Below are 25,583 nucleotides of genomic sequence, written 5' to 3' on the forward strand. Positions count from 1 at the left end.
CGCCAGATATGGCGAAATTAGCGGGAGAAAGTCCAGTAAATTGGAAAATAGTGGATCATTAGCGGAAAATAGCAGGAGGAATCGGCGTTAATTAAAGTAATCCCCTATCACTTGCCGCCGCCTGCTGTGTCCACCAAAAAAAAGACCTGAGGAAACAAATCCTCAGGCCTTTCTGTCGCCACAGCGCTCATACCAGCCAGCGCTAGATACGTTCAAGAAAAGGAATCGCCATAGCGGCAATCCGCTTAAATCCCTCTTGATTCGGATGCAGCCGATCACTGCTTAGAAAGCCCAGCGTTAAGCGATTAAAGCCGCTTTCCGCGTACAAATTCAGCACAGGAAGCGCATATTCGAGCCCGATGGCTTGAATGACCTCGACATAGTCTACTAAGCGATGGCCTTCTGCATTCACGGAATCAATGTCGAAGCCGTCTTTATCCCTTTGCAGCGGTGTCCATAAATTGAGGCGGCAAGCCGGATTTTTGCTTAAAATATCCTCCACTAAGGTAACATACGCACCATAGAATGTATGAATATCCCGTTCGACCTTGCGTCCAATCGGTTTATCCAGCCGAAAATCATTCGTTCCCGCAAAGATGGTCACACAATCATACACGGGCTCCATCTGCCTGCCGACATGCACGGTCGCCCCGTAATCGCGGTCTCCTCCCGCTGTGAGCGGGCATCCGCTTCTGCCTTCATTCTGAACGGTGGAGAAACCAAGCGTTTCACTTACCAACAGTTGATAACCACCAGCAGCTGAAATGCTGTCCCCTAATGTGCACCAGCTTTTCCCCTGCCATTTGGGCTGATCTTTGAATCCCATTTTTCTTCCTGCTTTGTTTATTTTTTTACAGTCGCATACCAATCATTCACTTCTTTGTAGCTGGCATCTCCGCCGGACGATTTGAACTTCGCTTGGAATGCCTCAATTCCGCTAATCGGTTCCGCCCCGAAAATCAGCTTGGTCGTGTAGTCTCCCGCCATAGTGTTCAATTGTTGGAAGTTTTTCGAGAACTCAGGCAAGTATGGAGCGAGACCAAGTGGATCTTTAATTCTTGTACTGGCTGGTTCAATTGTGTTCATAAAGTTCCAGGCATCGAACAAACGCATATCTTTACGTACACGTGCCTGCCAGTAAGTCGGATAGTTTTTATCATCAGTACCCGTCAAGAAGTTGTTCGCTTGGTTGCGTTCATCTGTAAAAATCGGTTGAATTGGCGTATATGCGCCGTCTTTGAACGTGTAATGCTTACCTTCTTGGCCAATCGCCATCTCTTTAAATGTTGCGCTTTCCAGCTTCGCATTCATCCATTTGATCGCATCTTCCGGATGTTTAGACGCTTTAGGAATGAAGGTAATGCGGTCAAAACCTGTCGTAGCGTTCAAACCAGCCTTGCCGTCTTTGCCTTTCATCGAAGGAATGAAGTTCGCTTTGGCATTAGGATTATTTTTTACAAGTGCATCATTAATGACAGGAACATCGGCCCAGTGAAGCATAATCATACCCGCTTTACCGCTAGTAAACTTCTCTTTTGCGGTAGCATCCTTGTTAGCTGCGAACTCTTTATCAAGCAGGCCTTGTTTAAAGAGGTCACTCACGAATGTCACATAATCTTTGAAAGCAGGGTCCAGAACACGTGGCGTCAGCTTGCCGTTCACATCGTTCCAGAAAGTCGGCATGCCGAAGGCACCAGCGATGTTATTAATAAATATGGCTTCACCTTTGATCGTTAATGGAATGTTTTTATCGCCGTTTCCTCCGGGGTCTTTCTCTTTAAACGCTTTCAAAACAGCAACCAATTCGTCCAATGTTGTCGGAGCTTTCATGCCTACTTTATCGAGCCAGTCCTGTCTCACATACAAGCTTTCAGCTACAAAGGGAATCGTCTTCGTCGGGATCGCATAAAGCTTGCCGTCTACTTTAGCCGCTTCCATAACTGCTGGATCAACGGATGCTTTAATATTCGGTCCGAATTTATCAATTAGAGGTCCTAGATCTGTTAACGCGCCTTTTTTCGCATAATCGGCATATAAGGCTTTGAAGTCTGTACTTCCGCCTGTTGTAACAGCATCATAGGGTTCGCCGGAGGCGATGAGAATGTTTAGTTTGTCTGCTGCTTTATCCTGAGGGAGCATATCATATTGCACTTTGTAGCCTGTTTTCTCTTCAAGGAATTTCGCTACCGGGTACGTGTTATAATCATCCTTTTGCCAAATTTGAAGCGATTTCAATTCTGGCTTTGGCCCAGCTGTTGTTGCCGCTGGCGCTGCACTTGCCGGGGCTGCGCTGCTTCCTGCCGGCGTACTGCTTTTGGAAGAACAAGCGACAAGTGAAGTAACCGATAAGCTTGCTGCGAGCGTTAAAAGCATGACTTTATTGTGTCTTTTTAACATGTGCAAACCTCCCTAGTAATTGTATATACTATATCATTAAACCCTCAACGCTAACATCAAGGGCATTAATGCAACTTCACCCTTTTACAGAGCCGATTAGAACGCCTTTGACAAAATGCTTTTGCAGATACGGATACACTAACAACATCGGGATAATGGAAGCGATAACCGTTGCCGCACGAATGCCTTCTGGTGAAACGTTCATCATGTCGTCTACGCTTTTGTTCACTGCACTGGAGCTGTCCGCATCCATAACAATATCCCTCAAGTAAAGCTGCAAAGGCTTCAAACCTGCGTCATTGATGTACAGCATCGGATGGAAATAATCATTCCAGAAATACACCGCATAGAAAAGCGCAATCGTCGCGATAACTGGGACACTTAACGGAATAATGATTCTGAAAAGAATCGTGAAGTTGCGGGCGCCGTCCATTTTGGCCGATTCTTCCAACGCTTCCGGCAAAGATTCATAGTAGCTTTTGATCACCAGCATGTTAAAAACACTAATCAGGGCCGGCAGCATGATGGACCAAAGGTTATTAATCAGATGAAGCTGCTTCATCAGCAAGTAGTTCGGTATGATACCACCATTGAACATCATCGTGAAAATGAACAGCAGCATAATAAAGGAGATGCCTGGCAGATGCCTTTTGGACAATGGATAGGCTGTTAATGCTGTGATCAGAATCGCCAGAAACGTACCCACTACCGTGATCAAGAGCGAAATACCGATCGAATGCAGGAACTGGCTGGAGGAAACAACATATTTCATCGTATCCAGTTGAAAGCCAATCGGAATAATACCAACATTACCGGAAACTACGGCTGATTCGTCACTAATAGCTTTGGCTAGAATATTGGCTAACGGCAGCAGAGTAGCTAAACCGCAAATTAGTAATACGAGATAAATGAAGAAGTCCAGCGACCAGTCGCCAATCGTTTTTTTGTGCATGTTTGTTACGCCTCCTACCAGATGCTGCGCTTGATTAACTTTTTGCTCAGTTCGTTGCCGGCTACGATCAGGATGAACCCAACAACGGAGTTGAACAGCCCGACTGCTGTACTAAAGCTATAGTCCTGCTGGCCGAGACCTTGCCGGTACACGAAAGTGCCGATGACATCGCCGGATGAATAAACAACCGAATTGTACATGGTCAAAATTTGCTCCGTACCCGCCTCAAGCAAGTATCCCAATCGTAAAATCAAGATCAAGATGATGGTTGGCAAAATGCCAGGCAGCGTAATATAAAGCATTTGTCGAATGCGGCCGGCACCATCAATGGAAGCTGCTTCATACTGCTCTTGCTCGATTCCTGCGATTGCAGCGATGAAGATGATCGCATTCCATCCGGATTCCTTCCAACCTGCTGTAAACACGACGACGCTGCGGAAAAACTGGTTGTCCAGGAAGAATGATATCGGCTCGCCTCCGAACCATTGGATAACATTATTCACCAGACCGCCTGACGGGGACAGGATGTTAATAAACAGCCCCGAGATGATCACCCAAGATAAGAAATGCGGGAGGAAAATAATCGTCTGAATCGTCTTTTTGAAAAAGACCTTGCGCACCTCATTTAAGAAAAGCGCAATGATGATCGGTATCGGGAAAAGCAGCACGATTTTGTACAAGCTGATCAGCAGTGTGTTCATGAACACCTGATAAAACTCTTCCGAATGCATCAGCTTCTCGAATTGATCCAGCCCTACCCATTTACTTCCGGCAAACCCGTCGAAAATATTGAAATCCTGAAAAGCAATAACAATGCCGTACATCGGCGCATATTTGAACAGCAACAAAAATATCAATCCGGGCACAAGCAGCAGGTACATATCATAATTGCTCAGGATCAGCTTCAAACGGCCACTACCATTGGCAACTGGCTTGGCGTGAGCTGTTTGCAGCTCTATCTCTGCTCGTGTTGTACGCATGAATGGCTCACCTCCGTGTTCTTATAGGACAATTATATCGGTGGGCACAAATGAAATGTAGGTGGTAATATTTCTGTTTCTGGTGCAATCTTATGGTTTTTGAGGAAATGTGCTGGGGAGGAGTAGCTTGGAGGACATTAGGGGCAAGTTGGCCGCCGTGCGGGGAGGATTAGGCAAGGGCGATGGCGGGTGCGGGGCTACTTGTGGGTGAGATGGTTAGTTTGGTGAATAGGCTTGTGGGGGAAGGGCTGATGGTGAGATGAGAAGGACATCAGCTCCCCGAGCTAACCCGCACGCTCCCCCACATGAAAGGGAACTGTGGTCCCCTATTTCAGGGAAAAGCGCCTTTCTGGCTGCCTAAGCGGAACAACAGGGTCCTATTTCCCCATTACGCCTCGCTTTTCAGCCGTAAACGAGGAAATAGAGGACCACAGTTCCCCTCGCTGGCCAAAAGCCAGCTTTTCGAAACAAATAGTGGACCGTAGTTCCGCCTGAAGGCTTCCGGGCCTGCCCCCGCACGCTCCCCCACCTGAAAGGGAACTGTGGTCCCCTATTTCAGGGAAAAGCGCCTTTCTGGCTGGCTTAGCGGAACTACAGGGTCCTATTTCCCCATTTTACCCCGCTTTTCAGCCGAAAACGAGGAAATAGAGGACCACAGTTCCCCTCGCTGGCCAAAAGCCAGCTTTTCGAAACAAATAGTGGACCGTAGTTCCGCTAACAGGCTTCTTGCCCCGCACGGTCTGCCCTGCACGGTCTTGCCCCGCACGGTCTGCCCTGCACGGTCTGCCCTGCACGGTCTGCCCCGCACGGTCTGCCCTGCTCCGTCCGGTCTGCTCTGGCATTCCGTATCGCCATTCCATCCCGGTCCTACCCTGCCACATCCGTACCGCCATCCCCTACCCTGCTCTGCCACGTACGGTACGACTTGCAGAGAGGGGGGCGGCTTGCAAACTGGGTACAGCTTAATAGGTGGATGCAGCTTGCAGTACAGGTGCGCGCTGAAGCGAGGAGCAAGCGTCATCGGTGGTGGAAGTGGTTGCTCGACTTCCTTTATCCCGGCTGGCACGCGATGCGTACCGTGACGGTCGTTCCCTCCCCCAGCGTGGAGTGAATGCTGAGCCCAAAGTGATCGCCAGCGAACAGCTTGATCCTTTCGTTGACGTTGTACAGCCCGTACGAGCTTCCAGAACCGTCCGATTTCATGGAAGGACGAGGTTTCGTCAGCAGGCTCTGCACGAGCTCCTCATCCATGCCGATGCCATCGTCCTTGACGGAAAGAACCAGAACACCGTCCTCTTTCTTCGCTTCAATGAGGATGATGCCCGTCTTGCCCTTGGATTTGCGAATCCCGTGCAGAAGCGCATTTTCGACAATCGGCTGCAGCGTTAGCTTTGGCATTTCCAAATCATTGAGCTCATCTGCGATGTCGAAATGCACCTCAAAGCTCTTAGGGAACCGACTTTGCTGGATTTCCAAATAAACTTTAGCCAAATTAAGCTCATCGGTCACGCTAACCAAGTCTCTGCCCTTATTGAGACTAAGCCTGAAATATTTGGCCAAACCATTGATCATATTCGAAATCTCCGGCGCATTATGACCAATGGCGATCCAATTAATCGTATCCAGTGTGTTGTACAAGAAATGCGGATTAATCTGCGCTTGCAAAGCTCGAAGCTGCGCTTCCCGCTCCTGCACTTTGGATTGATAGGTTTCCTCCATCAAACCATGCACTCTGTGAATGAGATGATCCACACTATTTTCAAGCAGCTTAAAGTCGCCTCCAGCATTAAACGTACGATCATCCAGGCTTTCAATGCCGCCTCTTTTAATCGTCCTGATGACAGTTTGAATCCGCCGATTCATGTTGCGAACAATCATCGCCAGCAGGATAAACACAAGCAGAAGAAACAAAATCGTCACCGTCGAAATCGTCGCCACGCCAGAAAACTGGTTCAAAGCTACAGCCCGCGAGCTGATCTCCGATTGCGGCACTTCGGCAACCAACTTCCACCCTGTTGAGGAAACCTTCGTATAGATGGCAAATCTCGGATCTTTATCATCGAGCAGACGAACGACACCTTCATCATTTTGGGCGATCGTGGTCAACGGCTCGCCTTCCATCATTTTTTGACCAAGCAACGACTTATCTTTATGCGAAATAATTTGGCCATCGTCTGCAATCAAATAAATATTGCCCTCTTTGGTTAACTTAATTTTATTCAAAATGTCGGTTATCGTTTTCTCAGCCACATCGATCAGCAGAACGCCGGAAATTTGATCATAATCATGCAAATCCCGAAGCATGCGGGCAGCAGAGAAAATATAGGCTGGACCTTGATCGATAAATGATTCCAGATAAGAGCCCGACCACACGATGGCGCCTCCTGAATTCATTACCTTTTCATACCAAGACCAATTCTTCAGACTCTCCTGTGTAAAAAAGTTAACTCGCTCGCCCGTAAACATGCGATCCCCATTGACGAACAAACGAACCCGGAACACATTGGTATTCGTCTCTGCACTATCTACCAAAATGCGCAGCTCTTTAAGAGAGTCCAGCTGCTGATCTATCGTGGCTTTGCGATTCAAATATTCCGCCAGCTTCGGATTCATAAATAACGTATTGGACGTGTCTCGGACCGAATCGAATTGAAAATCCAAGTTGATGCTCGCTTGCTTAAGCGTTTGCAGCATCGTATTCGTTACTTCCTCTTCTAAGATGTGCGAGGATCTCTGGGTATGTACGACAAGCAGAACGGCCGCAGGAATGAGGATAAACAGCACATAACCTAGCAGCCAATACTTTGCAGCCATCATACCGTTTGCGAGCAGCAGCACATAATTCCAACCATTAATAAGCAGCCGTTTCATCGAGTGGCACCTTCTTTATATCATCTGGTCACGGTATGCGCTTGGCGTAAGTCCGACGTATTTTTTGAACAATTTGCTGAAATAGCTGGGGTCCGAATAACCTACCAAGAAACAAACCTCATAAAATTTATTGCGGGGATCACTAAGCAGCTCCTTCGCTTTCTCAATTCTCACCTTGGTCAGAAACTCATTAATGGTCTCACCTGTCTCCTGCTTGAACAGCAAACACATATAGGTGGAAGACAAATAGACCTCTTTGGCAATATCCCCGATCTGCAAATTCTCCGCATAACGCTGCTCGATTAAGGCGTGGATACGTTCAATGACATTTTTCGGCTTCCCTTTGCGCTTCTCCTCAATACTTTCACAAACCTGTAGAAGGTGCTCTTCTACAATTTGACGCAAATCTGCCATGCGCTCTTGTTTAAAAATGCGTTCCCACAAGTCTCGTTCCTTCTTCTCCATGTCGGGTCCGAGCATATTCAGCTCTTGCAAAAGCCGGCTTGTCAGCAAAATTAATTGCAAGCTCACGTTTCGCCCGTTCGAGAATCCTAACCTGCGGTTCTGAGAAAGCGGGATAAACACATCGTCCAGTTCAGCATGCAGCGCAGCTTTATCCGATGCTTTGACCACAGATAGAATACGTTCTCCCTGCGCAGCATCGAAACGGTATACGCTTTCATTATCATGTTCCAAATGGTCAATGGAAATAATGCGATTTTTCCCCAAATACCAGCGATGGTCAGCAGCCTCTTGCGCCTGATTATAGGATTGCGGCAAAGCAGCCAACTCAGAAATTCGCTCGCCTACGCCAATCGTAACGCTTATTTTCAACCATTTGAGCAAGCTATCCCGAATGTCTTCCGCAACACCAAGCAGCATCTCCTCCTGGGTATCCTCTTCGCCCATTCTCAGAATGCCAACATATTCGCCATTGCGATTCTCAAAAGCATAACCCTGCATATATTTCCCGATAATTTCCTGGATAATATTCAAAATCGAGTAGGATAGCAGCTGCTGATCCCTCTCCGAGCGTGTCGAAACAACTTGATCGCTATCATCAATTTTCACAACAATCGTCCAATACACCGCTTCGCTAGGCAGCACAAGCCCTAGAAAATTTAGCCGATCCTTGATCCTTCCTGGATGCGGAATCCCGTCCCTAATTAATGACATCAGAAATTTCTCGCGCAGCAAAGGCATGCTTTGGGTTAGTTTTACCTGCATATCAACGATATAAGTACGTTCTTGCTCCGCTTCCTTAAGTTCACCTACGACCCGCTCGACAACAGCAGCTAATTCCAATCGGTCGACAGGTTTAAATATGTAATCCACCGCATTGACCTTAAGTGCCGATTTCAAATAATCCGCATCGTCATGCCCGCTCACAAACACAATTTTCATCATTGGAAAACGCGCTTTAATGGCATGTGAAAGACGAATTCCATCCATCTGCGGCATGCGAACATCCGTCAAAACAATATCCGGTTTGAGGCTCTCAATCACTTCCAGACCCACGTCTCCATCATCAGCTTCGCCAACAACCTCAATGCCATATTTATCCCATTCAAAATAGGACATTAATCCATGCCTCACAGTAGGTTCATCATCTACAATTACGAGTCGAAACATGTTTTATGCGCCTCCCTTATCCTGCTATTCTAGTATACTTGCTAGTCTGCGTGTTCGAAATAGAAAGTGATCAAAAAAAATCGTCCCCGCTGCCAACGGCAGGTCTGGGACGATCTTCTCCTCGAGTTAATTGCTTTCCTCGTCGTACTCAATGTGACCCGAGGCCACAGTAACCGCTTCTACTTTGCCAGGATTTTCGCCCAGCCAAGCCCCCTGCTCGACCAGTTTGCGCTGAAGCTCCGGAATGTTCACCTCACGGAAACCGCCGCCTGTCACGCTCGCCATTGCCGCAGCCGTACCAGCCGCTTGCCCCATGGCAAAGCAGTTCGGCATTACACGCAGCGAGCCTTGAACTGGACGGTCCGACGAAACAGAGCGCCCGGCAACGATAAGATTGGATTTGCCCTTCGGCAACATGCAACGGTAGGGGACACCATGCGATTTCCCTTTCGGCAAATGCTTGATAACCATGGTACTGCTGGCATTGGCAAGATGAATATCGATAAAGTAGGCATTACGCGCAATATCATCTTCAAAGGTCCTCATGGAGATGAAATCATCCACAACAAGCGTGTAATCTCCCGCTATGCGGCGTGTTTCTCTAATGCCAATTTGATCGCCGGAGTGCACAAGATGGATATTCTCGAACCCTGGCACATATTTGCGCAGGAATTTAATTTGTACATCAATCAGCTTGCGCCCTTCAATAGCCGCATACGTCAAATCTTCTGCGCTCGTACCATCTATGCCGAAAATATGACCAAAATTAAATCCGGCAATAGCATCTGTAATCCATGCGATACCGGACACGCGTTTGCGGCCTTCTGGGAGATCTCCGTTTTGTTGGGCCTCCACAATCGTTTTGTCGAGCTGCTTGGATTGCCCGGAGTCCTGGCAGAACTGATCGAAACGCGCTTTATCTGCTCCCGTCACGAGATAGCACATCGTTCCCGGCTGTAGCTCGCCATTTTCTCCGCCAGTCTGAAACGGTACTCCGGCTAGCGCCGCCAAATCCGCGTCCCCGCTCGCATCAATGTACAGCTTAGCTTGAACGACCGAGCGTCCTGATTTGTTGCTGATTACTAGTCCGCTAATGCGATCGCCTTCCAGCAGAACTTGGTCAGCAACGGTGTGGAACAAGATTTTGGCACCGCTATCCAAAACCTGCTGATCATATACGCGCTTCAGCGTTTCAACATCGATAGGCACCCAGTCCAATTGTTCCTTATACCGCTCGTGGAACGCTTCTCCTGCCGCCCGCTTCATTTCGTTCAAAAGATCCAGACCAATCCCGCGAATGATCGGCTTCTCGCCATCCGAGTATGGGCAAAATGCAGGCACTAATGCAGCTGTCCCCATGCCGCCCAAATAGCCCCGCTGCTCGATCAGCAGTGTGTCTGCGCCATTGCGTGCTGCTGCCATGGCAGCGGCAACACCCGTTGCCCCGCCTCCAACAACGACGACGTCCGGTGTATACGAAATCGGAAGTTCTGATGAAATTGTAAGGGTTTGTGCCGTTTGTTTAGCCATTTGCTCTACCTCCACTTGATCTAATACCTTCATTATAATCCGGCCTGAAAGTGAAACTAGTTTAATTTTAGTTTAATCCAAAAAGCGATCATGGTACGATAGAAACCAAGATGCAACATGCCAACTACGAGGTGGAATCCCGTGCCTATACGTAAAGACGTCACACAGAAAACAATTGCCAAAGAGCTGGGACTAACCGTACAAACCGTCTCCAAAGCTTTGAAAGGCAAGCCCGGCATGTCCGAAACGACCCGCCAGCTCATTCTTGAAACCATGGAGCAGCGAGGATATTTTACCAAGGATCAAATTCGCAGCCTGCGCGCCGAGCACATCTCGCCTTACCCTGTGGAGAAAATGAGATTCCTGCTTGTTCAAACGGAGGCATCCTTGAATTATCATGCGCGTTTAATTGGCGGCTTGCAGGATCGCTTCGCCTCCTTCGGCCACCACATCGAAGTCTGTATGCTGCCGACTTCCATCCGCAGCAGCGAGATGTCCGACTGGTTGGAAGAGCGTGGCGTTGCCTACACCGACGGCATCTTCATCGCTCCCAGCCTGACTCCCAAATCTTGGGAGGATGAGCTCCTGAAGCTGCCAATCCCCAAAATCTTGCTGAGCTATCCACCGCTCGGCACCAAAGTAGACAGCGTCATCTGGGACATCTATGAAGCGACTTTCCAAGCCGTTGCCTACCTGCGGTCCATCGGGCATGTCCATATCATGTATGTTGGCGATACGCATCAACAACGTGGATTTATATTGCGCTGGCAGGCATTCCAGCATGCCATGAATGAATTTGAGGCGGCGATCGATCCCCGCCAGCACTCCATTGATGCGCGGAATACGAATCCGCATTGGCTGGAAGACCTGCGCGCCAAGCTGCTTCGCAACGCGCCCACCGCCTTGATTTGCGGCGTCGACGGCGAGGTGCCGGCTGTGTATCAGCTCTGCACCGAGCTCGGGCTGCGCATACCCGAGGACATATCGCTCATCGGCATGCTCAATGAGCAGCCCGCTTCCCTGCCGGAGTTCACCCGGCCGCTGTTGTCCGTTCGCGAGACTGGCTACCGGGCGGCTGATCGCATGCTCTGGCGCATCGCGAATCCTACATTGCCGTGTGAGCATATTCGTATCCAGGGGGAGCTCTGGATTGGAGGGACGACGTCCGCGAATTTGGGATCTTCCACCATATAGGAACACCAGTTCTATAAGTGGAGTGTTATTACGTCGCTCTCTTATCTACGCACGAGACAAAGAGAGGCTGTCCCTTCAGTCATCCAATGACCGAGGGAGAGCCTCTTTTTTGAACTTATCGGACAGCCTCTTCAGATTAACGGGAAATACTCTCGCCCACTTGGCTTTCTCGACAGCCTGAGTTTCTCTATCAATACCAGCTAAGGCAGCTAAATGGATCATCTCCTAGGAACGGGGAGGCTGCGTGGATGGATTACTTGTAAGTAACGCCGATTCCTCCTGCTAATTTCAGTGATTGATCCACTTTTTCCCAAATAACTGGAATTTCTACTGCTAATTTCACCAGATTTAGCAGATTTCGTGCGACTACTGATGATTTAGCTGTAGTTTCTACCGCTATTTCATTTCCTGCCACAGAGCAGCGCAGAATAACGGTATTTTTTCCATTTAATTGTGCAGGACTCGCTTGAATTAACGGGAGTTTTTCCGTTAAGTATAGCGTGGCAAGTACCTCTCACATGAACGGTTCAGCGCTCACTACGCAGACGAAGAGGCTGTCCCTTCAGTCATCGAATGATCGAGGGAGAGCCTCTTTCAAGTTCTTTCAATTCATGCTACTTGTTCCTTTGTTCCAACATTTTTAACAAAACCACGACAGATTCAGCTCTTGTTGCATTAGCTTGCGGAGCAAACGTATTCTTGTCTCTGCCTTGCACAATACCCGCTTGCTTCACGTAAGCAACGCTGCCTTTGGCCCATGCGGGAATATTCTCATCATCTGAGAAGCCCGTAGTCGCACTTGTCGTACTGGATGCTCCCATCGCATTTGCGATAATCACGGCCATTTCGGCACGTGTTATTTGTGCGTCTGGACGGAAGCTGCCGTCTTCATAACCATGAATGATGCCTGCTTTGGCTGCTTTTGCGATAGCTTGCTGTGCCCAAGCTCCGATTTTGGCATTGTCTGTGAAGGTTAGTAGTGCTCCTTCTCCTTGCAGTTTCAACGCATTCATGAGCATAACCGCGAATTCAGCGCGAGTTACTGTTGAATCCGGCTTAAACGTGCCATCTGGATATCCGCTTACGACGCCTCCGCTAACTGCATTTTTAATGATAACCTCTGCCCAATGTCCTGCAATATCACGGAAAGCAGTGTTGCCCGATGGCTCCTTCGTTGGTTCGGATTGTCCGACAGCGAATACCGCATATTTCGTAAAGTGATTTACTGCTACAGTAATTCGATCCCCATTCACGGTGCCTCCAGCAACTTCCACCCATTTTTTCTGCACTTCGTCAAAGTAGAAGATAGCGGGTCTTTGATCCTTTTGCACAGCTGATGGGTTAAAAGCAAAGCTCAACGTGACCGGTTTACTGAAGCTCTCCGAGAAGTTTTTCAAAATCTCAAAGATCGGACTAACAAGAACATCTTTATCCGAAATCAAATTTTGAGTGTTTACTAATTTTTCAATCGATAATTTCAGTTCTTTCATTGCTGCTCCCGCAGGAATGGAAATGGTAACTGCCTCACCTAAACTAACTTCTCCTGATTGACCTACAAGAAGCGTTAATTGACCGTCTGTTCCAGTCACAAAGGAAGGGCTAGTTGGTGTTGAACTTCCTCCATTATCATCGTCACTATCATTATCCTGGGAAGCGCGATTCACAGTAATTGTATAAGTCTTCGATGTCCCGTCCTGCGCTGTCACGATCATCGTGATCGTATTTGCCCCGACAGTTAAATGGATAATTCCACTGGGTTGACCGCTCAAGACCGGTGTTCCGTTTACAGTCATAGTAGAATGGCTATCATCCAAACTTCCAGTTACCGTAAGACTGGATATCCCGTTTGCAACATTGGCTGTGTAACTCGTTTGTCCGGAAGCAAATACCGGCGTTAGCGCTCCGCTCGAAAGTCCCAAACTGCTCAAGTCCGCGTTTCCAGGTGCGCGTTCAATCGTTAGGCTATACGCATTACTTGTCGTTCCGTCTTGCGCAGTTACTATAATGCTGATCGTATTAGAACCAACGTTCAAATTAGAAGCACTGAAAGTGTAAACATTGCCTGTTACAGTTGAATAGGTTGCACCCGTTACAGTAATCGTTTCACTAGGCTCCGCTTTTACTAAAGACATATTGAGACTTGAAACCATATTAAGTACATCCACTTGATATTGAAGCTGTGAAGCAGAGAAATTCGGTGTTAGTGTCCCTTGATCGACATACAAGTTTGCAAGCAGCGCGTTGTTACTAATTCTCGTTACATCAATCGTGTAGGTTTTTACCGAATTATTAACTGCAGTCACAACAACTTCGATAGGATTCAGGCCAACGTTAAGCGGAATATCTGTACTTGCATGGCCGCTTACAACCGCAATACCGTTTACTTTCACACTCGCACCGGCATCTGCCGTCGTTGGCGTAACCGTCATCGTCTCGACGTTGTTTGCTACGCTTAACGTGTAACTTGTCGTGTCAGCTGCAAAACTCAAGTTACCGATACTAACACCCAAAGCACTTAAATCAGCATTTGAGCTTAAATCGCGGGTTACCTTGACCGTTAATGATGCAGCTGAATTGCCAATGGCATCTGTTGCAACAATCTCAATTACATTGTCGCCCATTGCCAGCTTCGACAGGTCAATAGGAAGGATCGCTTTGCCTCCTACTGCTGTTACATCCGTTCCAGACTGTAGGACATTCGTGCTTCCGACTTTCGCCGTTACCGTAGCGCCCGTTTCCGTATCAACGATAATGTTAAAATTATTCGTTTGTGAGGTATTATCTTTGTCTGCTGACCCATCTTCGGCAGGTACCGCAGGCGGTGACGTATCCTTGGTTACAGGTACTGTCAATGTGCCGGAAGCAGTTCCCACGCTATCTGCCACAACAATTTCAATGTTGTTTACTCCTTCTCCGAGGAGTGAGATATCAATTTGCAGCGTCGCTTTGTCATTTACAGCTGTCACACTCGTTGCTGATTGCAGGACATTGGTGCCGCCTACTTTCGCTGTTACCGCTGCTCCTGATTCTGCATTTAAGATGATGTTGAAGTTTGCGTTCTGGGTAGTACCTGCTTTGTTAGCTGTACCATCTTCCGTTGGATCAGCTGGCGCAGTCGTGTCTATTACTACAGTAACGGTCAAAGCACTAGAAACATTGCCTATGGCATCTGTTGCGACAACTTCAATTACATTAGATCCTTCCGCAAGCTTTCTAAAATCAATAGGCAACGTTGCTTTGCCACCAACAGCCTTTACACTCGCTCCTGACTGTAGAACGTTCACGCCTGCCACTTTCGCTGTCACTTCTGAACCCTCTTCTGCGTTTACAAGAATGCTGAAGTTCGCGTTCTGAGTTGTTCCTGCTTTGTTTGCCGTTCCGTCTTCCGCTGGAGCAGTTGGTGGACTCGTATCCTTATTGACAGTAATCGTCAAGGCAACGGATGTGTTGCCAACAGCATCTTTCGACTCAATTGCGATACTGTTCGCATCTTCCGCCAACTTCGTTACATCAATTGGCAGCACCGCTTTATCATTCGCCGCCGTTACTTCCGTACCAGACTGCAGCACATTCGTGGCGCCCACTTTCGCCGTCAACGTTGTCCCGTTGTCTGCGGTTACGATGATGTTGAAATTGGTTTTCTGCGTCGTGTTTGCTTTGTCTGCTGATCCGTCTTCGGCCGGTTTAGTCGGCGCTATTGTATCTTTCGTGACAGGTACCGTCAGTGTTCCTGATACGTTTCCTGCTCCGTCCGTCACAACAATGACGATCTGATTGGCATTTTCAGAAAGCTTCGTAAGATCAATCGGCAGCGTTGCTTTACCGCCTGCAGCCTTTACTTCAGTTCCAGCTTGCAGCACATTCGTAGCGCCTATTTTCGCTGTTACCTTTGCATCAGTTTCGGCATTGACAACAATACTGAAATTCGTATTCTGAGTTGTCCCTGCTTTCACCGCCGTTCCGTCTTCCGTTGGTACAGAAGGTGCAATCGTATCTTTCGTGAGCGAAACCGTTAAATCTTGCGAAAAATTGCCATTTGCATCGGTATAAACAATCACAATATCGTTGCTGCCTTCTGTTGGTAGTTTCGCGATGTCAATGGGAAGTGTTGCTTTGCCGTTTGCAGCTGTCACATTCGTTCCTGATTGTAGAACGTTGGTGCCGCCTACTTTCGCTGTCACAACTGTTCCATTTAATGCATTCACTAGGATGTCGAAGTTCGCATTTTGCGCAGTTCCCGCTTTGTTAGCCGTCCCATCCTCAGTTGGCGCTTTATAAAGAATATTAGAAGGATCTGATTGCTGCCCGTCTTTGTAGTTAACCGTATCCCCTTTTGCCTTTACTTTAAACGTGTAATTGCCAGGGCCTGCTGATTGCATGGCCGTCAAGAAATCCGTACTCCGTGGGATTGAGTTCACAGAAACTGCGCTGCCCCACACCGATCCGTTGCGGTAAAGCTGCACTTCATAGCCTACTGCGTCTGGCACCGCATCCCAATTCGCAATTCCTGCACTCGACAGTTTCAAATTCGTTGCAGGAGGACTCAACTCGGAAGATGAATTGCTTACCTTCACAGCAAACGTCTGCGATGCGCCATCATTTAAATGGAACGTAAACGTATGCCAACCAACAGCGAGTTGAGCTAAGAACTCTTTTTTGAGCGTGATATTATTTTCACCCAGCGTATAATCCGTTCCTTGGCTTAAAAGATTACCCTTATTACTTACACTGATGCTTTTCAGCATACTGGTGTTCAAACTCACTCCGATGTCAACCTGTTGGGAGGAAGAAATATTAAATGCAGCAGCCGTAGGTACCAAAGGAAATGCTGTATTTTGCCATGCAATTCCATCCGCGGATTCAAGAAAAGTTCCATTATCTCCCGCAGCATAAAATTTACCGTTATTATACGCAACAGACTGCAAAGCATAAAAATTTGTTGGGTCCGTTCGAACTAGTGTCCATGTACCTGCCGGATCTGTTGCTCTATAAATGGACCCAATTTTGCTAACGCCAATAAAAGCACCGTTCGCGTAGGCGATCGAAGTGAGCCCCTGCTTTTTAACAGCTGTAGCATTAATTGACCAATGGACCGCGTCATCTGACGTCAAAACAGCTCCTGAGGAAGTGCTCACGGCAACATATTTGCCACCGCCGAACACCACTGACTGCAAGGCAGGTATAAGCCCTGTATTGACCGAAGACCAATTAATGGCGTCAGGTGACTCTTTAATGAAGCCATCACTCCCATTTTTCCCAACAGCCATATACTTGCTTCCATTATAAATCATGCTCGTAAATGATCCGCCATAAGGATATTGCCAAGACGTGCCGTCGGTGGAAACCACAATACCATCATTACCAAGCTGCATATATACGCCATTAGCATAGAAGGCATTTTGGGACGTCATTGTGGACCCTTTGGCTTGCTGTTGAAAATTAGTACCATCCGTCGACGTAAAAATACCGCCATAAGACGTCCCATCCCAACCAAACAAATAATATTTGGAATTCGCGTATAGGCCTCCAAATATTTGATTCGGCGTAGTGTCGGATGTCTTGAACGGTGCACCTAACTTGTTCCAGCTTGTTCCATCCGTCGACGTATAACTCCATCCCAAAGCATCATTGGCATAGAAGCGATCTTTAAGAATCAGCACAGAATTAATGAAAAAAGCATCCGGAAGCTTGTGTTCAGACCAAGTGCTTCCATTTGTTGACGTATGTACATTACCGCCAGAATCACCAATAACGATTGCAGTGTTGCTGACTGCTATGGACGTCAAATTGTTGCTTGTCTCGATCGTCGTCGACGACCATGCAATACCATCCGTAGAGGTGATTACCGTGCCAGCAGTTGTAACCGCGAAGAACTTGTTGTTCGGGTTCCCCGCATAAGTAACTCTATCAATTCTGGTTGATATCGTAGAATCGCGCTGCGTCCATAGGTCTCCGTCAGGAGAAGTCATTACCGTCCCTTGATCCCCGACAGCAACGAATTGACTGCCTCCGAAAGCAACGCCAGTATACGTGATGTCAAGACGCGATTTATCCGCGGCTATTTGCCAATCGACCCCATTGCTAGATTTCAAAATTTTGCCATAGTAGCCCACCGCGACATACACGTTGTTTCCATAAGCGGCGCCTGTAATAGGCTCGTTAGGAATTAAGCTGTGCTGATCGCCTGGCTGCTGACTTGCGGCCATTGTCTTTTGCCCCAGCACCGTTCCAAAAACGAGCAAGAAACAAATGAGCATAATACCTACTCTTTGTAGATTTTTTATCAAATTATCCCTCCTCAACGTTCTCGAAAATTAAAATGATGACTAGTAAAGCTTATCATACAGGCTATTATTTTCACATGTTAATATGATTAAGAACATCGCATTATTTCCACTAGAAACATAGATTGCCAAATATTTTTCAAAACATAAAAAAACCGAGCATTGGTATGCATCGGCGGCTTTTATCAGCATCAATTTAACGCTAGTTCAGACAACGAAACCCATCTGACTCCCGCCTGATTGGCATCTGGAATAGCTGGAAGAGATGGTCTGGAGCCTTCTTTTATCTTGCAATCGAACATCAAGCTTAAACCATGCGGTGAATTACTTTCGTAAGTTGTAATCAAATGCGGAGCATGCTCGGAAACAAAAGCGAGTGGACCCACTTCCACATCCACAGCCGTTTTTTCCCAGGCCTCTCGCTTCACTGCCTCTATGACAGATTCCCCAGGCTCAACACCACCTGCCGGAAGATTGTAATGAATCCCATCTTCGTCTTGAAACTCAACAAGCAGAACAGCCTCATTTTCGATAATAAGCGCACACGCTCTTACCCGAATTGGATAAGTCAATCCGATCATCCTCTCGATAAGTATCGTATCTAACTACTGCAGCACTTGATTTTCTGGTAAATGAAATACGGAAATAACCCCTTGAATGTGATAAGCAACCTTCTCCTCTGTTACAAAACACAGGACAGCACTCGTCGGTCGATCGCGAACCGCAATAATGGTCATTCCCAAGACTTCAGTGTTCATACGCACAATATAGTGAAACTTCGTTGTTCCATTGATACTTAAGCCTTCAATTGTATGTTGAGCAATTATAATCTCCTGCTCACTCAACCCTCTTTCGAAAATGTTCGAAATATCGTGCAGCAAATCTGGGAGCTCATCCATTTCGATCCTCGTCCCAGCTACGGCTTCATCCTCTAGAATATCAGGATTTCCAGATAATTGAAGCACGTTATTTTTGAATCCGGACATCGCCATATAAATCTTCGTGAAGAAAGAAGTTAACATATAATGGAATGCTCCTCCCGTATGCTGAGTGCAATATTCTCAAGCGTGAGTCGCGCGGCCAACTAGGAACAGTATTAGATATATTGTTTGGATAGTAAAAAAAGCCCTTGTATGGGCTTTTTATTTATTACTGATTATAAATTTCGTTTCTTTTTTTATTCTTGGCAGCGATAGTAACTTCATTCATGAACGCCTCTAAATCGGCACCTTTAAATTTTTGCATATACTTTGTATCTGTTTCTGACGACACCTTTTCATCCTTTATGGCTATTGTTGATTGCATTAACACTATGACTACCTTAGATTATTGCTATAGAAGGACCATAAAACACCAAATGATAATTAAGTTCCAATTATTCCATTTTTTATAATATTTTGTTATTATTGGCCTCAATTTTTTTGCAATAGTTGCTAGTACAGAATCTTGAACACTCTATCAGTTAGGAACTGCTTTGGATATTCAGTTTGGTTAGCAAAAAAAGCCCATCAAAATGGGCTTTTCTTTGTTTACTTCATCAGCGTGTGGTAGCTCGCCAAGACTCAAAACCACATTGCTAGCTTCTTTTTTTCGAGAATCATTTAACTAAAAGAACCCACGTCATCAACCCATACATTTTTCCAAAATCCATCATCACTCATCTGAAATTCCCAATATGTTGTATGTTTAATACACAGCACTTCCAACTCCGGTTTTTTCCAAACTCTTTTCACTTGTACTTCTTCATTCTCTAATTTAAAGTTGTCCATTGAAAGTTCCACCTTTACTAATTTTGTTAAGTAATTGAATCAGTTGAATACTAGTAGCTTCCTGCTCCCGAGAATATGCCTTTATCAAAATCCATTTTGTTAATAGGATTTTCTTCATTACCTGCATTATCTGTAGAGAAGTATTCTACTGTATGAGTTGTTCCTGCGTAGGCAGTGAACGGTTGTGTGTATGTCTTCCAAGCCTCACCGTTAACACGGTACTGAATGGTTTTAACCCCAGACCCATTCTGATTATCAGTTACTTTGAGGGAAGCGGTAAATCCCGCGACATATTGTTTACCTGTACTTGTTTTTGCATAGATTGGATCTAAATGATATTTAGTCACAGGTGCTATACCATCAGATTGATTGGTCGTTGATGTGACAGTTGGTCCTCCAACAGCCCAGTTTCCTGCGGCATCTCCAGCTTCTACTTTGAATGTGTAGGAAGTACCAGGTTGAAGACCTGTCACATGATAAGTAATTCCAGTAACTGTAGCCAAATAAGTGAAGTCATTGCTTGAGGCCAGGGCCTTGTACACTTTATATTGAATTGTTCCCGAATCATTAAAGGCTGCAGACCAATTTAGTTGTAACCCTGTATCCGTGATATTCGTCGTGGTCATGCTGCTTCCGTCTTGCCATACAGGACCACCATTCATATGTACGACAAGCGCTTGACTGAAATCAGATAAATTGCCGAGATTATCAACTGCTTTCATTTTATACAAATACGTTTTCCCTGGCTCAACCGAAATATCATTATATACATTCTGAGCCACAGTCGCGATTAAAACATCATCACGATAAATCTGATACTCTTTAATTCCTGAGTCATCCTCAGCACTTAAAGAAAAGCTAACTGATTGCAAGCCTTGTTCTGTTTTCAGAATAGAACTGTTCGATGGTGCCGTGTTATCACTGAATACACCGTAAGTTGAGTAATGAGGTACTGTCGCAACTACCAATCCATCTACAATGTTCGAAGGTTGTAAGATCCATTTCCCAGTTAGTTCATCTAGAAGATAAATAGAAACTTTCTCCAAATCAACTTCCGTATCCCAAAGAGGAAGTGCAAGTTCCGAAGGCCGATCCACATTCACCCCTTCAAAAAAGAAGTTTGCAGCTGCGCCAGTAATTTGCAAGGTTCCTGTCTGGAAAGCAGCAGACGCCGGCAGTATCTTCAGCTTGGCACCTGTTGGAATATTGATTTCATTCGGAAGTCGGATATAGGCACCTTCCTTACCAAGAAGAATCCTATGGTCAGTAACATTGATATCTTTTTCTGACAAAGAAGTAAGATTCTTAGAGGCTAGCAACTCAACAAAGTTATATGACTTATCGACAAACTGGAATCTCTTGAGATAAGATTCGTTAAATAGGTCTAATATACTCTTTAAAATCAATTTGTCCCCTGTAATAGGATTCTCATTGAACGTTAGGAGAAGGTCATCTTTAGTTGAACCATCTGTACATGTCAATTCCTCTTCGCATCCTTGAGAAAGCTGGACTTGCTTCGAGCTAAAATTCATATTAATGGTATCACTTCCGCTTAAACTAGCGAAATCATCAATTGTCTGCCTACCGTACCCATAGCGATAGATGTAAGCATCATTCCCTTTCCCGCCTTTAAATATAGGCGAACAACTAGATTGGAAGATACACTCTCTGCTAGTGGCAGGACTTCCATCGATCCAATCCCTTCCACCTATCAATAATCCAATGCCATCCATGTCCTCATCGTGACGCTCGGTTTGGATAATTTCCCCATTAATATAATCGTAAAAGTAGAAATTATCAATTCCATGTTTCTTTAGTAAACCAGAGGTTTCATCACCCAAGTATGGAAGTAAAATACTTTTTCCAATATGATCATTAAAAAATATGCCTCCAACTTTATCGGAATTTATTACATAATTGTAAACAAATTCGTCATTTTCTCCATCCCGATTTTGTTCCCATTGCTCATCGGTTAGATAGTTTATTTGTCCGGATCCAGACATATTAGCCAAAACATTCTTTGCAGCATCTATAACCTTAGTATCAAATAATGATTGCAGCATAGTACTAATTGCTTGTAGTGCAATGGAAGGTTTCCAAAAGCCTGGCGCATTAAATGTTACTGCACTTTTTAAATTAATCACCTTTCCAAGTTCTCTAAGTTGAATCGGATCATTCGTAGTATTCTTCATATCCAAATAAATCTTCTGCGCTAACCAACCACCCAACGAATGCCCGGTTAAAGTAATCCTTGTATTTTCGTTAACTTGACTATTTGCTAATACATCTTTTACAAATTTTCTTGCGGGACCTATTTGGTGAAGTCCTTGGTCAGCCAAAGCAACCATCAGGGCATCACTAGTTAAATCAAATAAATCTTTGTCTGGTTCTGTTCCTCTAAAGGCAATTACTACTTCATTGCTTAGCATGTTAATAAACGCTGTCCCTTGAAAGCCTTCATTAATATAATCTCTATCATTAGCGGTAGCAAGAACAGCCCAGTCTTTCATACCATTGATATTAATAACCTTATTTTTAATGTTATACTTTTCTGTTAAATCATATCTTTGTTCTTGATTGTATAGTTTCTGTTTGACACCAAAGTTAAGAAAAAACTTTTTAATATTTTCTAATGGGTCATTTTTGGTAACCAGGTCACTCGGATCAATATCTTCTGTGATAGATTTTTCAATGAGCCCTTTAATATTTTGAAAAAAATGTTTATTAAAAATATTCACAACAAATTCACCTGAATTTAAATCGCTATATGCAAATTGGCTAAGTTTAACTAATTCTAAAGTATCAGGGCTTGTACTTACTCTTCGGCCCCCAACTGATTCTGAATCAAACCATGTAACGGCATGCCGCATTGTTTCTAATACCTCATCGGTCCTTGTCTGGCTCGTGACCGTTGTTAAGATATAATCTTTATGTCGAGACTCCGGCAGCTCCACATAGTTTTGTTCAGGAGGCAATGTGATAATAGCTTCCTCAGGCATCTTTAAATCACCGCTAAGCTCATATATCTTATATCCTTTAATTGAGATATTGGGCTCTTTGGCTATATCAATTGCAGCCGGGTCCCAATACAATCGAACTTTTCCATTTTGTTCATCATGCATCTGTCTTAATTTCGGTGCCACTCGAATTGAATTTTCTTTCCTTGGCACACTCGTCATATCAGTGTGCAGTTCAGCGTTGCCACCAGTTTTCAATACAAACGATTCAGACAAGTCGATTTTTCCAGTCACCGTTGGAATCAGCCAATAATCGAACCATTGTATGCTACTTCCTGATTGTGATGACCCCAGTTCAGGTATCATTTGCACTAATTTTTGATTAGGAGCGTACACATAATTTTTTTTGTTTTCCTCTTTTAGTTCGATACTTGCGTTATAAACTGGAGCATCAGAAACATTTTCTAAACCTACTCTAACGAGATATGGATATCCCCAATCAGCCATTTCTTGAGCCTCTATGTGCATGATAACGGAGTCCTGACCCCAAACCTTTATTGGAGCAGGGGTGTTAAAACTTACCTGAACTTCTTCGTTGAATGGGTACAGATTTCCTGTAAAATCTGCTTGTACATGATACTCGCCTTTTTGGTCGCCCCGGACAATCCAGCTTGCTGCAGCTTGTTTGCCTCCTTCAATATTTCCAAGCACGACCGATACATCTGTTGAATCGGGTGTAGGAATAAAGGTTAACCCCTCCGGAAGTTGGAGAGACAATCTGGAATCATTTAGACTAAAATCCGCTGCTGCTGTATTTTGAATGACTAGGCTGATTTCGAAAAATTCTTTTAAGAAGCTTGCTTTACCCGGAACAATAAGATAAGCCAACATTGGAGCTTGATCTTCTTTGAGTTTTATTGGAATCGGGTACGCATTAAGCGTAAATCCGTCCTCCGAAGGTAGCTCAAAAAAGGTAAAGTAGCTTTCTGTCAATATTTTCGCATCTCGATTAATGTAAATCTTCTTAGGAGGCGCAGGTTTATTTTGAAAACCCAAATGAATTTCAAATTCATATACCCACGAATTGGCAGGGTCATTGTGATCGATATGCAAAGCTTCGATTTCCTCTAGACTAAGTCGCTTCACGGATGGATCGCCGATTACCAATTCACCTTTTGTTAAGGCAACACTTAATTTCACATTTTCTCCAGCTGCAATTTCAGTGTCCAAAACCTTAGGTGTAAACCCTGTTTTATACATATAAATTTTGTATTTTCCAGGATCTACGAGAAGCTCAGATGTACCATCCGTCTTTGAACTTAATGTATATTGTTGAGATTCACCCGATTCAAGTTGAACCAAGACGGATACACCGGATATTGCAGTTGCCGTTCCATCTTTTATTGAAATCTCGAGTTTACCTTTTCCATCAGGTATTCCAGAACTATTCAACTGGAAATTGACGGTCGTTGTTTTCCCCGCAGTCACCTGAACATGATCTTGCCTGTTATCTGAGTACCCATTTGCTCGAACCCAGACATTATACATTCCTGCATCAAGATTTTGTAAGTTATATACGCCATTATTATCCGTAATCGTTAATGAACTGCTATTCCCAACAAAACCAATTTCTGCGTTGGAAATCGGGTTACCATTGGTATCGATGACCTGTCCGGTAATGCCACCTTGTTCGGCTATAATTGGTTTGGATACCCTGACATTAGCAACTGCTGTCTTTCCGGCGAATTGCGCAGTGACGCTCACCTCTCCTTCACCAACTGCCGTAATGTCTCCAAAACGGCCGACCTCCACAATCCCACTTGTTGACAGAGAATACATTGTAGCACCTGTTACATCAACAGAAGAATTATCGCTATATGTGGCTGTTACGACAGTCTGATGTCTGTCACCAATGTTAAGATCATATTCTGTATGATCCAAGGAGATATACTCAATCTGGGGAAACTTATGTCTCACTGTAACTGTTCCTTCGCCAGTAACTCCTTCATACGCCGCAATGATATTTACGGTGCCTTCGCCGACAGCAGTGATAAGTCCATGAGCATCGACTTGGATAACCCCAGGACTAGACAACGAAATGTTCGCTTCTTTCGTAATGTCATAACTGTTATTAGTATCCAAATGTGTTAAAGAAATTTGTGATTGATAGGTTTCACCTTGATTGAGAATTAAATCATTGAAGTTAAATCCAATTATTTTTACTTGGTCGCTTAGGCTTACGTCGTACCCTCCAGTGTTATTATAATAACCGCCAGGGACATCATTATAGGCCAATAACAGCAAACCAGTTGTCTGGCTAACTAACGTGTATCTCGCCCCCACAACAAAAGGTTCACTTAAACTACCATCCTCCATGTTTATGATCGCACCTAGAAGAGCACCAACTGGAGCCGAAGGAACAAGCGACATGGGGTCATACTTAGTGGCTCCCGTAATAGCTCCTTTGTTGTCATAAAAAAAACCATCAGGGTTAGTAGCAACATCAGGAGCAAATTGAGCTACTCCAGCACTAAAAATTTGCACTGCTTGTCCAGCATATGCCATATAATTTGGATTTTGCCATCCCTCTGACTTGGCACTGACACTAAACGTATTTAATTGAGCATTAGCAAATTTTGCAGGCAGCAAAGGAATGAATAATGTTACAAGAAGTAATATTTGAACTATTTTTTTGATTGTTAATAGCAAATTATGCCACTCTCCTTGATAGTAGATACAGATTGATTAGGCCTTTTCTAACCATTTTGTTTCACTCAATGACATGTAATCTTTTCAATTCGTACATCCCCCCTTGTTTTAATTCTTATTTAAGAACATTATTGTTCTTTGTAAAGAATATCATACAAATGTTATTCTCACCATAACCTTCTTGATTCCTTAAGGAGATTATTGCTCCACAAGCCATCGACATTCTCATAAACAAAAAAACACAACCACTTGGATTGTGTTCGTAATATCGTTTCTTTTGCCAAACCTATCAAGACGCAGCAAATTCA

Annotated in this window: 14 protein-coding genes and 1 pseudogene; 1 reads left to right on the forward strand and 14 read right to left on the reverse strand. The window is 45.1% G+C overall.

The window, feature by feature from the left end; genetic code table 11:
* Positions 1 to 202: 202 nt before the first annotated feature.
* The 8 genes from AC58UW_RS09550 to AC58UW_RS09585 form a co-directional block, all read right to left on the reverse strand.
* On the reverse strand, positions 203 to 826 hold the full coding sequence (locus AC58UW_RS09550; RefSeq protein WP_497420439.1) for an SGNH/GDSL hydrolase family protein: 624 nt from the start codon (positions 824 to 826) through the stop codon (positions 203 to 205).
* Between the two features lie 17 nt (positions 827 to 843).
* A complete protein-coding gene (locus AC58UW_RS09555; RefSeq protein WP_497420440.1) occupies positions 844 to 2,397 on the reverse strand; it encodes an extracellular solute-binding protein in 1,554 nt (517 codons plus the stop codon).
* Positions 2,398 to 2,473: 76 nt separating this feature from the next.
* On the reverse strand, positions 2,474 to 3,349 hold the full coding sequence (locus AC58UW_RS09560) for a carbohydrate ABC transporter permease (RefSeq protein ID WP_497420441.1): 876 nt from the start codon (positions 3,347 to 3,349) through the stop codon (positions 2,474 to 2,476).
* A gap of 14 nt (positions 3,350 to 3,363) precedes the next feature.
* Entirely contained in the window at positions 3,364 to 4,329 is a 966-nt protein-coding gene (locus AC58UW_RS09565; RefSeq protein ID WP_497420442.1) for an ABC transporter permease, read from the reverse strand.
* Positions 4,330 to 4,955: 626 nt separating this feature from the next.
* On the reverse strand, positions 4,956 to 5,222 hold the full coding sequence (locus AC58UW_RS09570) for a hypothetical protein (protein ID WP_497420443.1): 267 nt from the start codon (positions 5,220 to 5,222) through the stop codon (positions 4,956 to 4,958).
* Between the two features lie 157 nt (positions 5,223 to 5,379).
* On the reverse strand, positions 5,380 to 7,200 hold the full coding sequence (locus AC58UW_RS09575; RefSeq protein WP_497420444.1) for a sensor histidine kinase: 1,821 nt from the start codon (positions 7,198 to 7,200) through the stop codon (positions 5,380 to 5,382).
* A 15-nt stretch (positions 7,201 to 7,215) separates the two neighbouring features.
* Positions 7,216 to 8,832 (reverse strand): response regulator, encoded by a 1,617-nt coding sequence (locus AC58UW_RS09580; RefSeq protein WP_497420445.1) that lies wholly within the window; start codon positions 8,830 to 8,832, stop codon positions 7,216 to 7,218.
* A 126-nt stretch (positions 8,833 to 8,958) separates the two neighbouring features.
* Complete coding sequence (locus AC58UW_RS09585; RefSeq protein ID WP_497420446.1) at positions 8,959 to 10,362, reverse strand: FAD-dependent oxidoreductase; 1,404 nt, start codon at positions 10,360 to 10,362, stop codon at positions 8,959 to 8,961.
* A gap of 141 nt (positions 10,363 to 10,503) precedes the next feature.
* Here AC58UW_RS09585 and AC58UW_RS09590 point away from each other — a divergent pair, with 141 nt between their 5' ends.
* Positions 10,504 to 11,556, forward strand: a complete 1,053-nt coding sequence (locus tag AC58UW_RS09590; protein WP_497420447.1) for a LacI family DNA-binding transcriptional regulator — start codon at positions 10,504 to 10,506, stop codon at positions 11,554 to 11,556.
* 253 nt (positions 11,557 to 11,809) lie between these two features.
* On the opposite strand, the gene AC58UW_RS09595 is transcribed toward AC58UW_RS09590, so the two are convergent.
* From AC58UW_RS09595 to AC58UW_RS09620, 6 genes and pseudogenes are all read right to left on the reverse strand, one after another.
* Complete coding sequence (locus AC58UW_RS09595; RefSeq protein WP_497420448.1) at positions 11,810 to 11,971, reverse strand: hypothetical protein; 162 nt, start codon at positions 11,969 to 11,971, stop codon at positions 11,810 to 11,812.
* A 199-nt stretch (positions 11,972 to 12,170) separates the two neighbouring features.
* Positions 12,171 to 17,843: a cadherin-like beta sandwich domain-containing protein gene (locus tag AC58UW_RS09600; protein ID WP_497420449.1), complete on the reverse strand. Its 5,673-nt coding sequence runs from the start codon at positions 17,841 to 17,843 to the stop codon at positions 12,171 to 12,173.
* Between the two features lie 200 nt (positions 17,844 to 18,043).
* Positions 18,044 to 18,412 (reverse strand): annotated as a pseudogene (locus AC58UW_RS09605) (NUDIX domain-containing protein); the annotation flags it as partial.
* A 33-nt stretch (positions 18,413 to 18,445) separates the two neighbouring features.
* Positions 18,446 to 18,862, reverse strand: a complete 417-nt coding sequence (locus AC58UW_RS09610; RefSeq protein ID WP_497420450.1) for a hypothetical protein — start codon at positions 18,860 to 18,862, stop codon at positions 18,446 to 18,448.
* A gap of 579 nt (positions 18,863 to 19,441) precedes the next feature.
* On the reverse strand, positions 19,442 to 19,609 hold the full coding sequence (locus tag AC58UW_RS09615; protein WP_497420451.1) for a hypothetical protein: 168 nt from the start codon (positions 19,607 to 19,609) through the stop codon (positions 19,442 to 19,444).
* A gap of 50 nt (positions 19,610 to 19,659) precedes the next feature.
* On the reverse strand, positions 19,660 to 25,275 hold the full coding sequence (locus AC58UW_RS09620; RefSeq protein WP_497420452.1) for a carboxypeptidase regulatory-like domain-containing protein: 5,616 nt from the start codon (positions 25,273 to 25,275) through the stop codon (positions 19,660 to 19,662).
* Between the last annotated feature and the right edge of the window lie 308 nt (positions 25,276 to 25,583).

It is taken from the genome of Paenibacillus sp. J22R160, assembly GCF_059692135.1.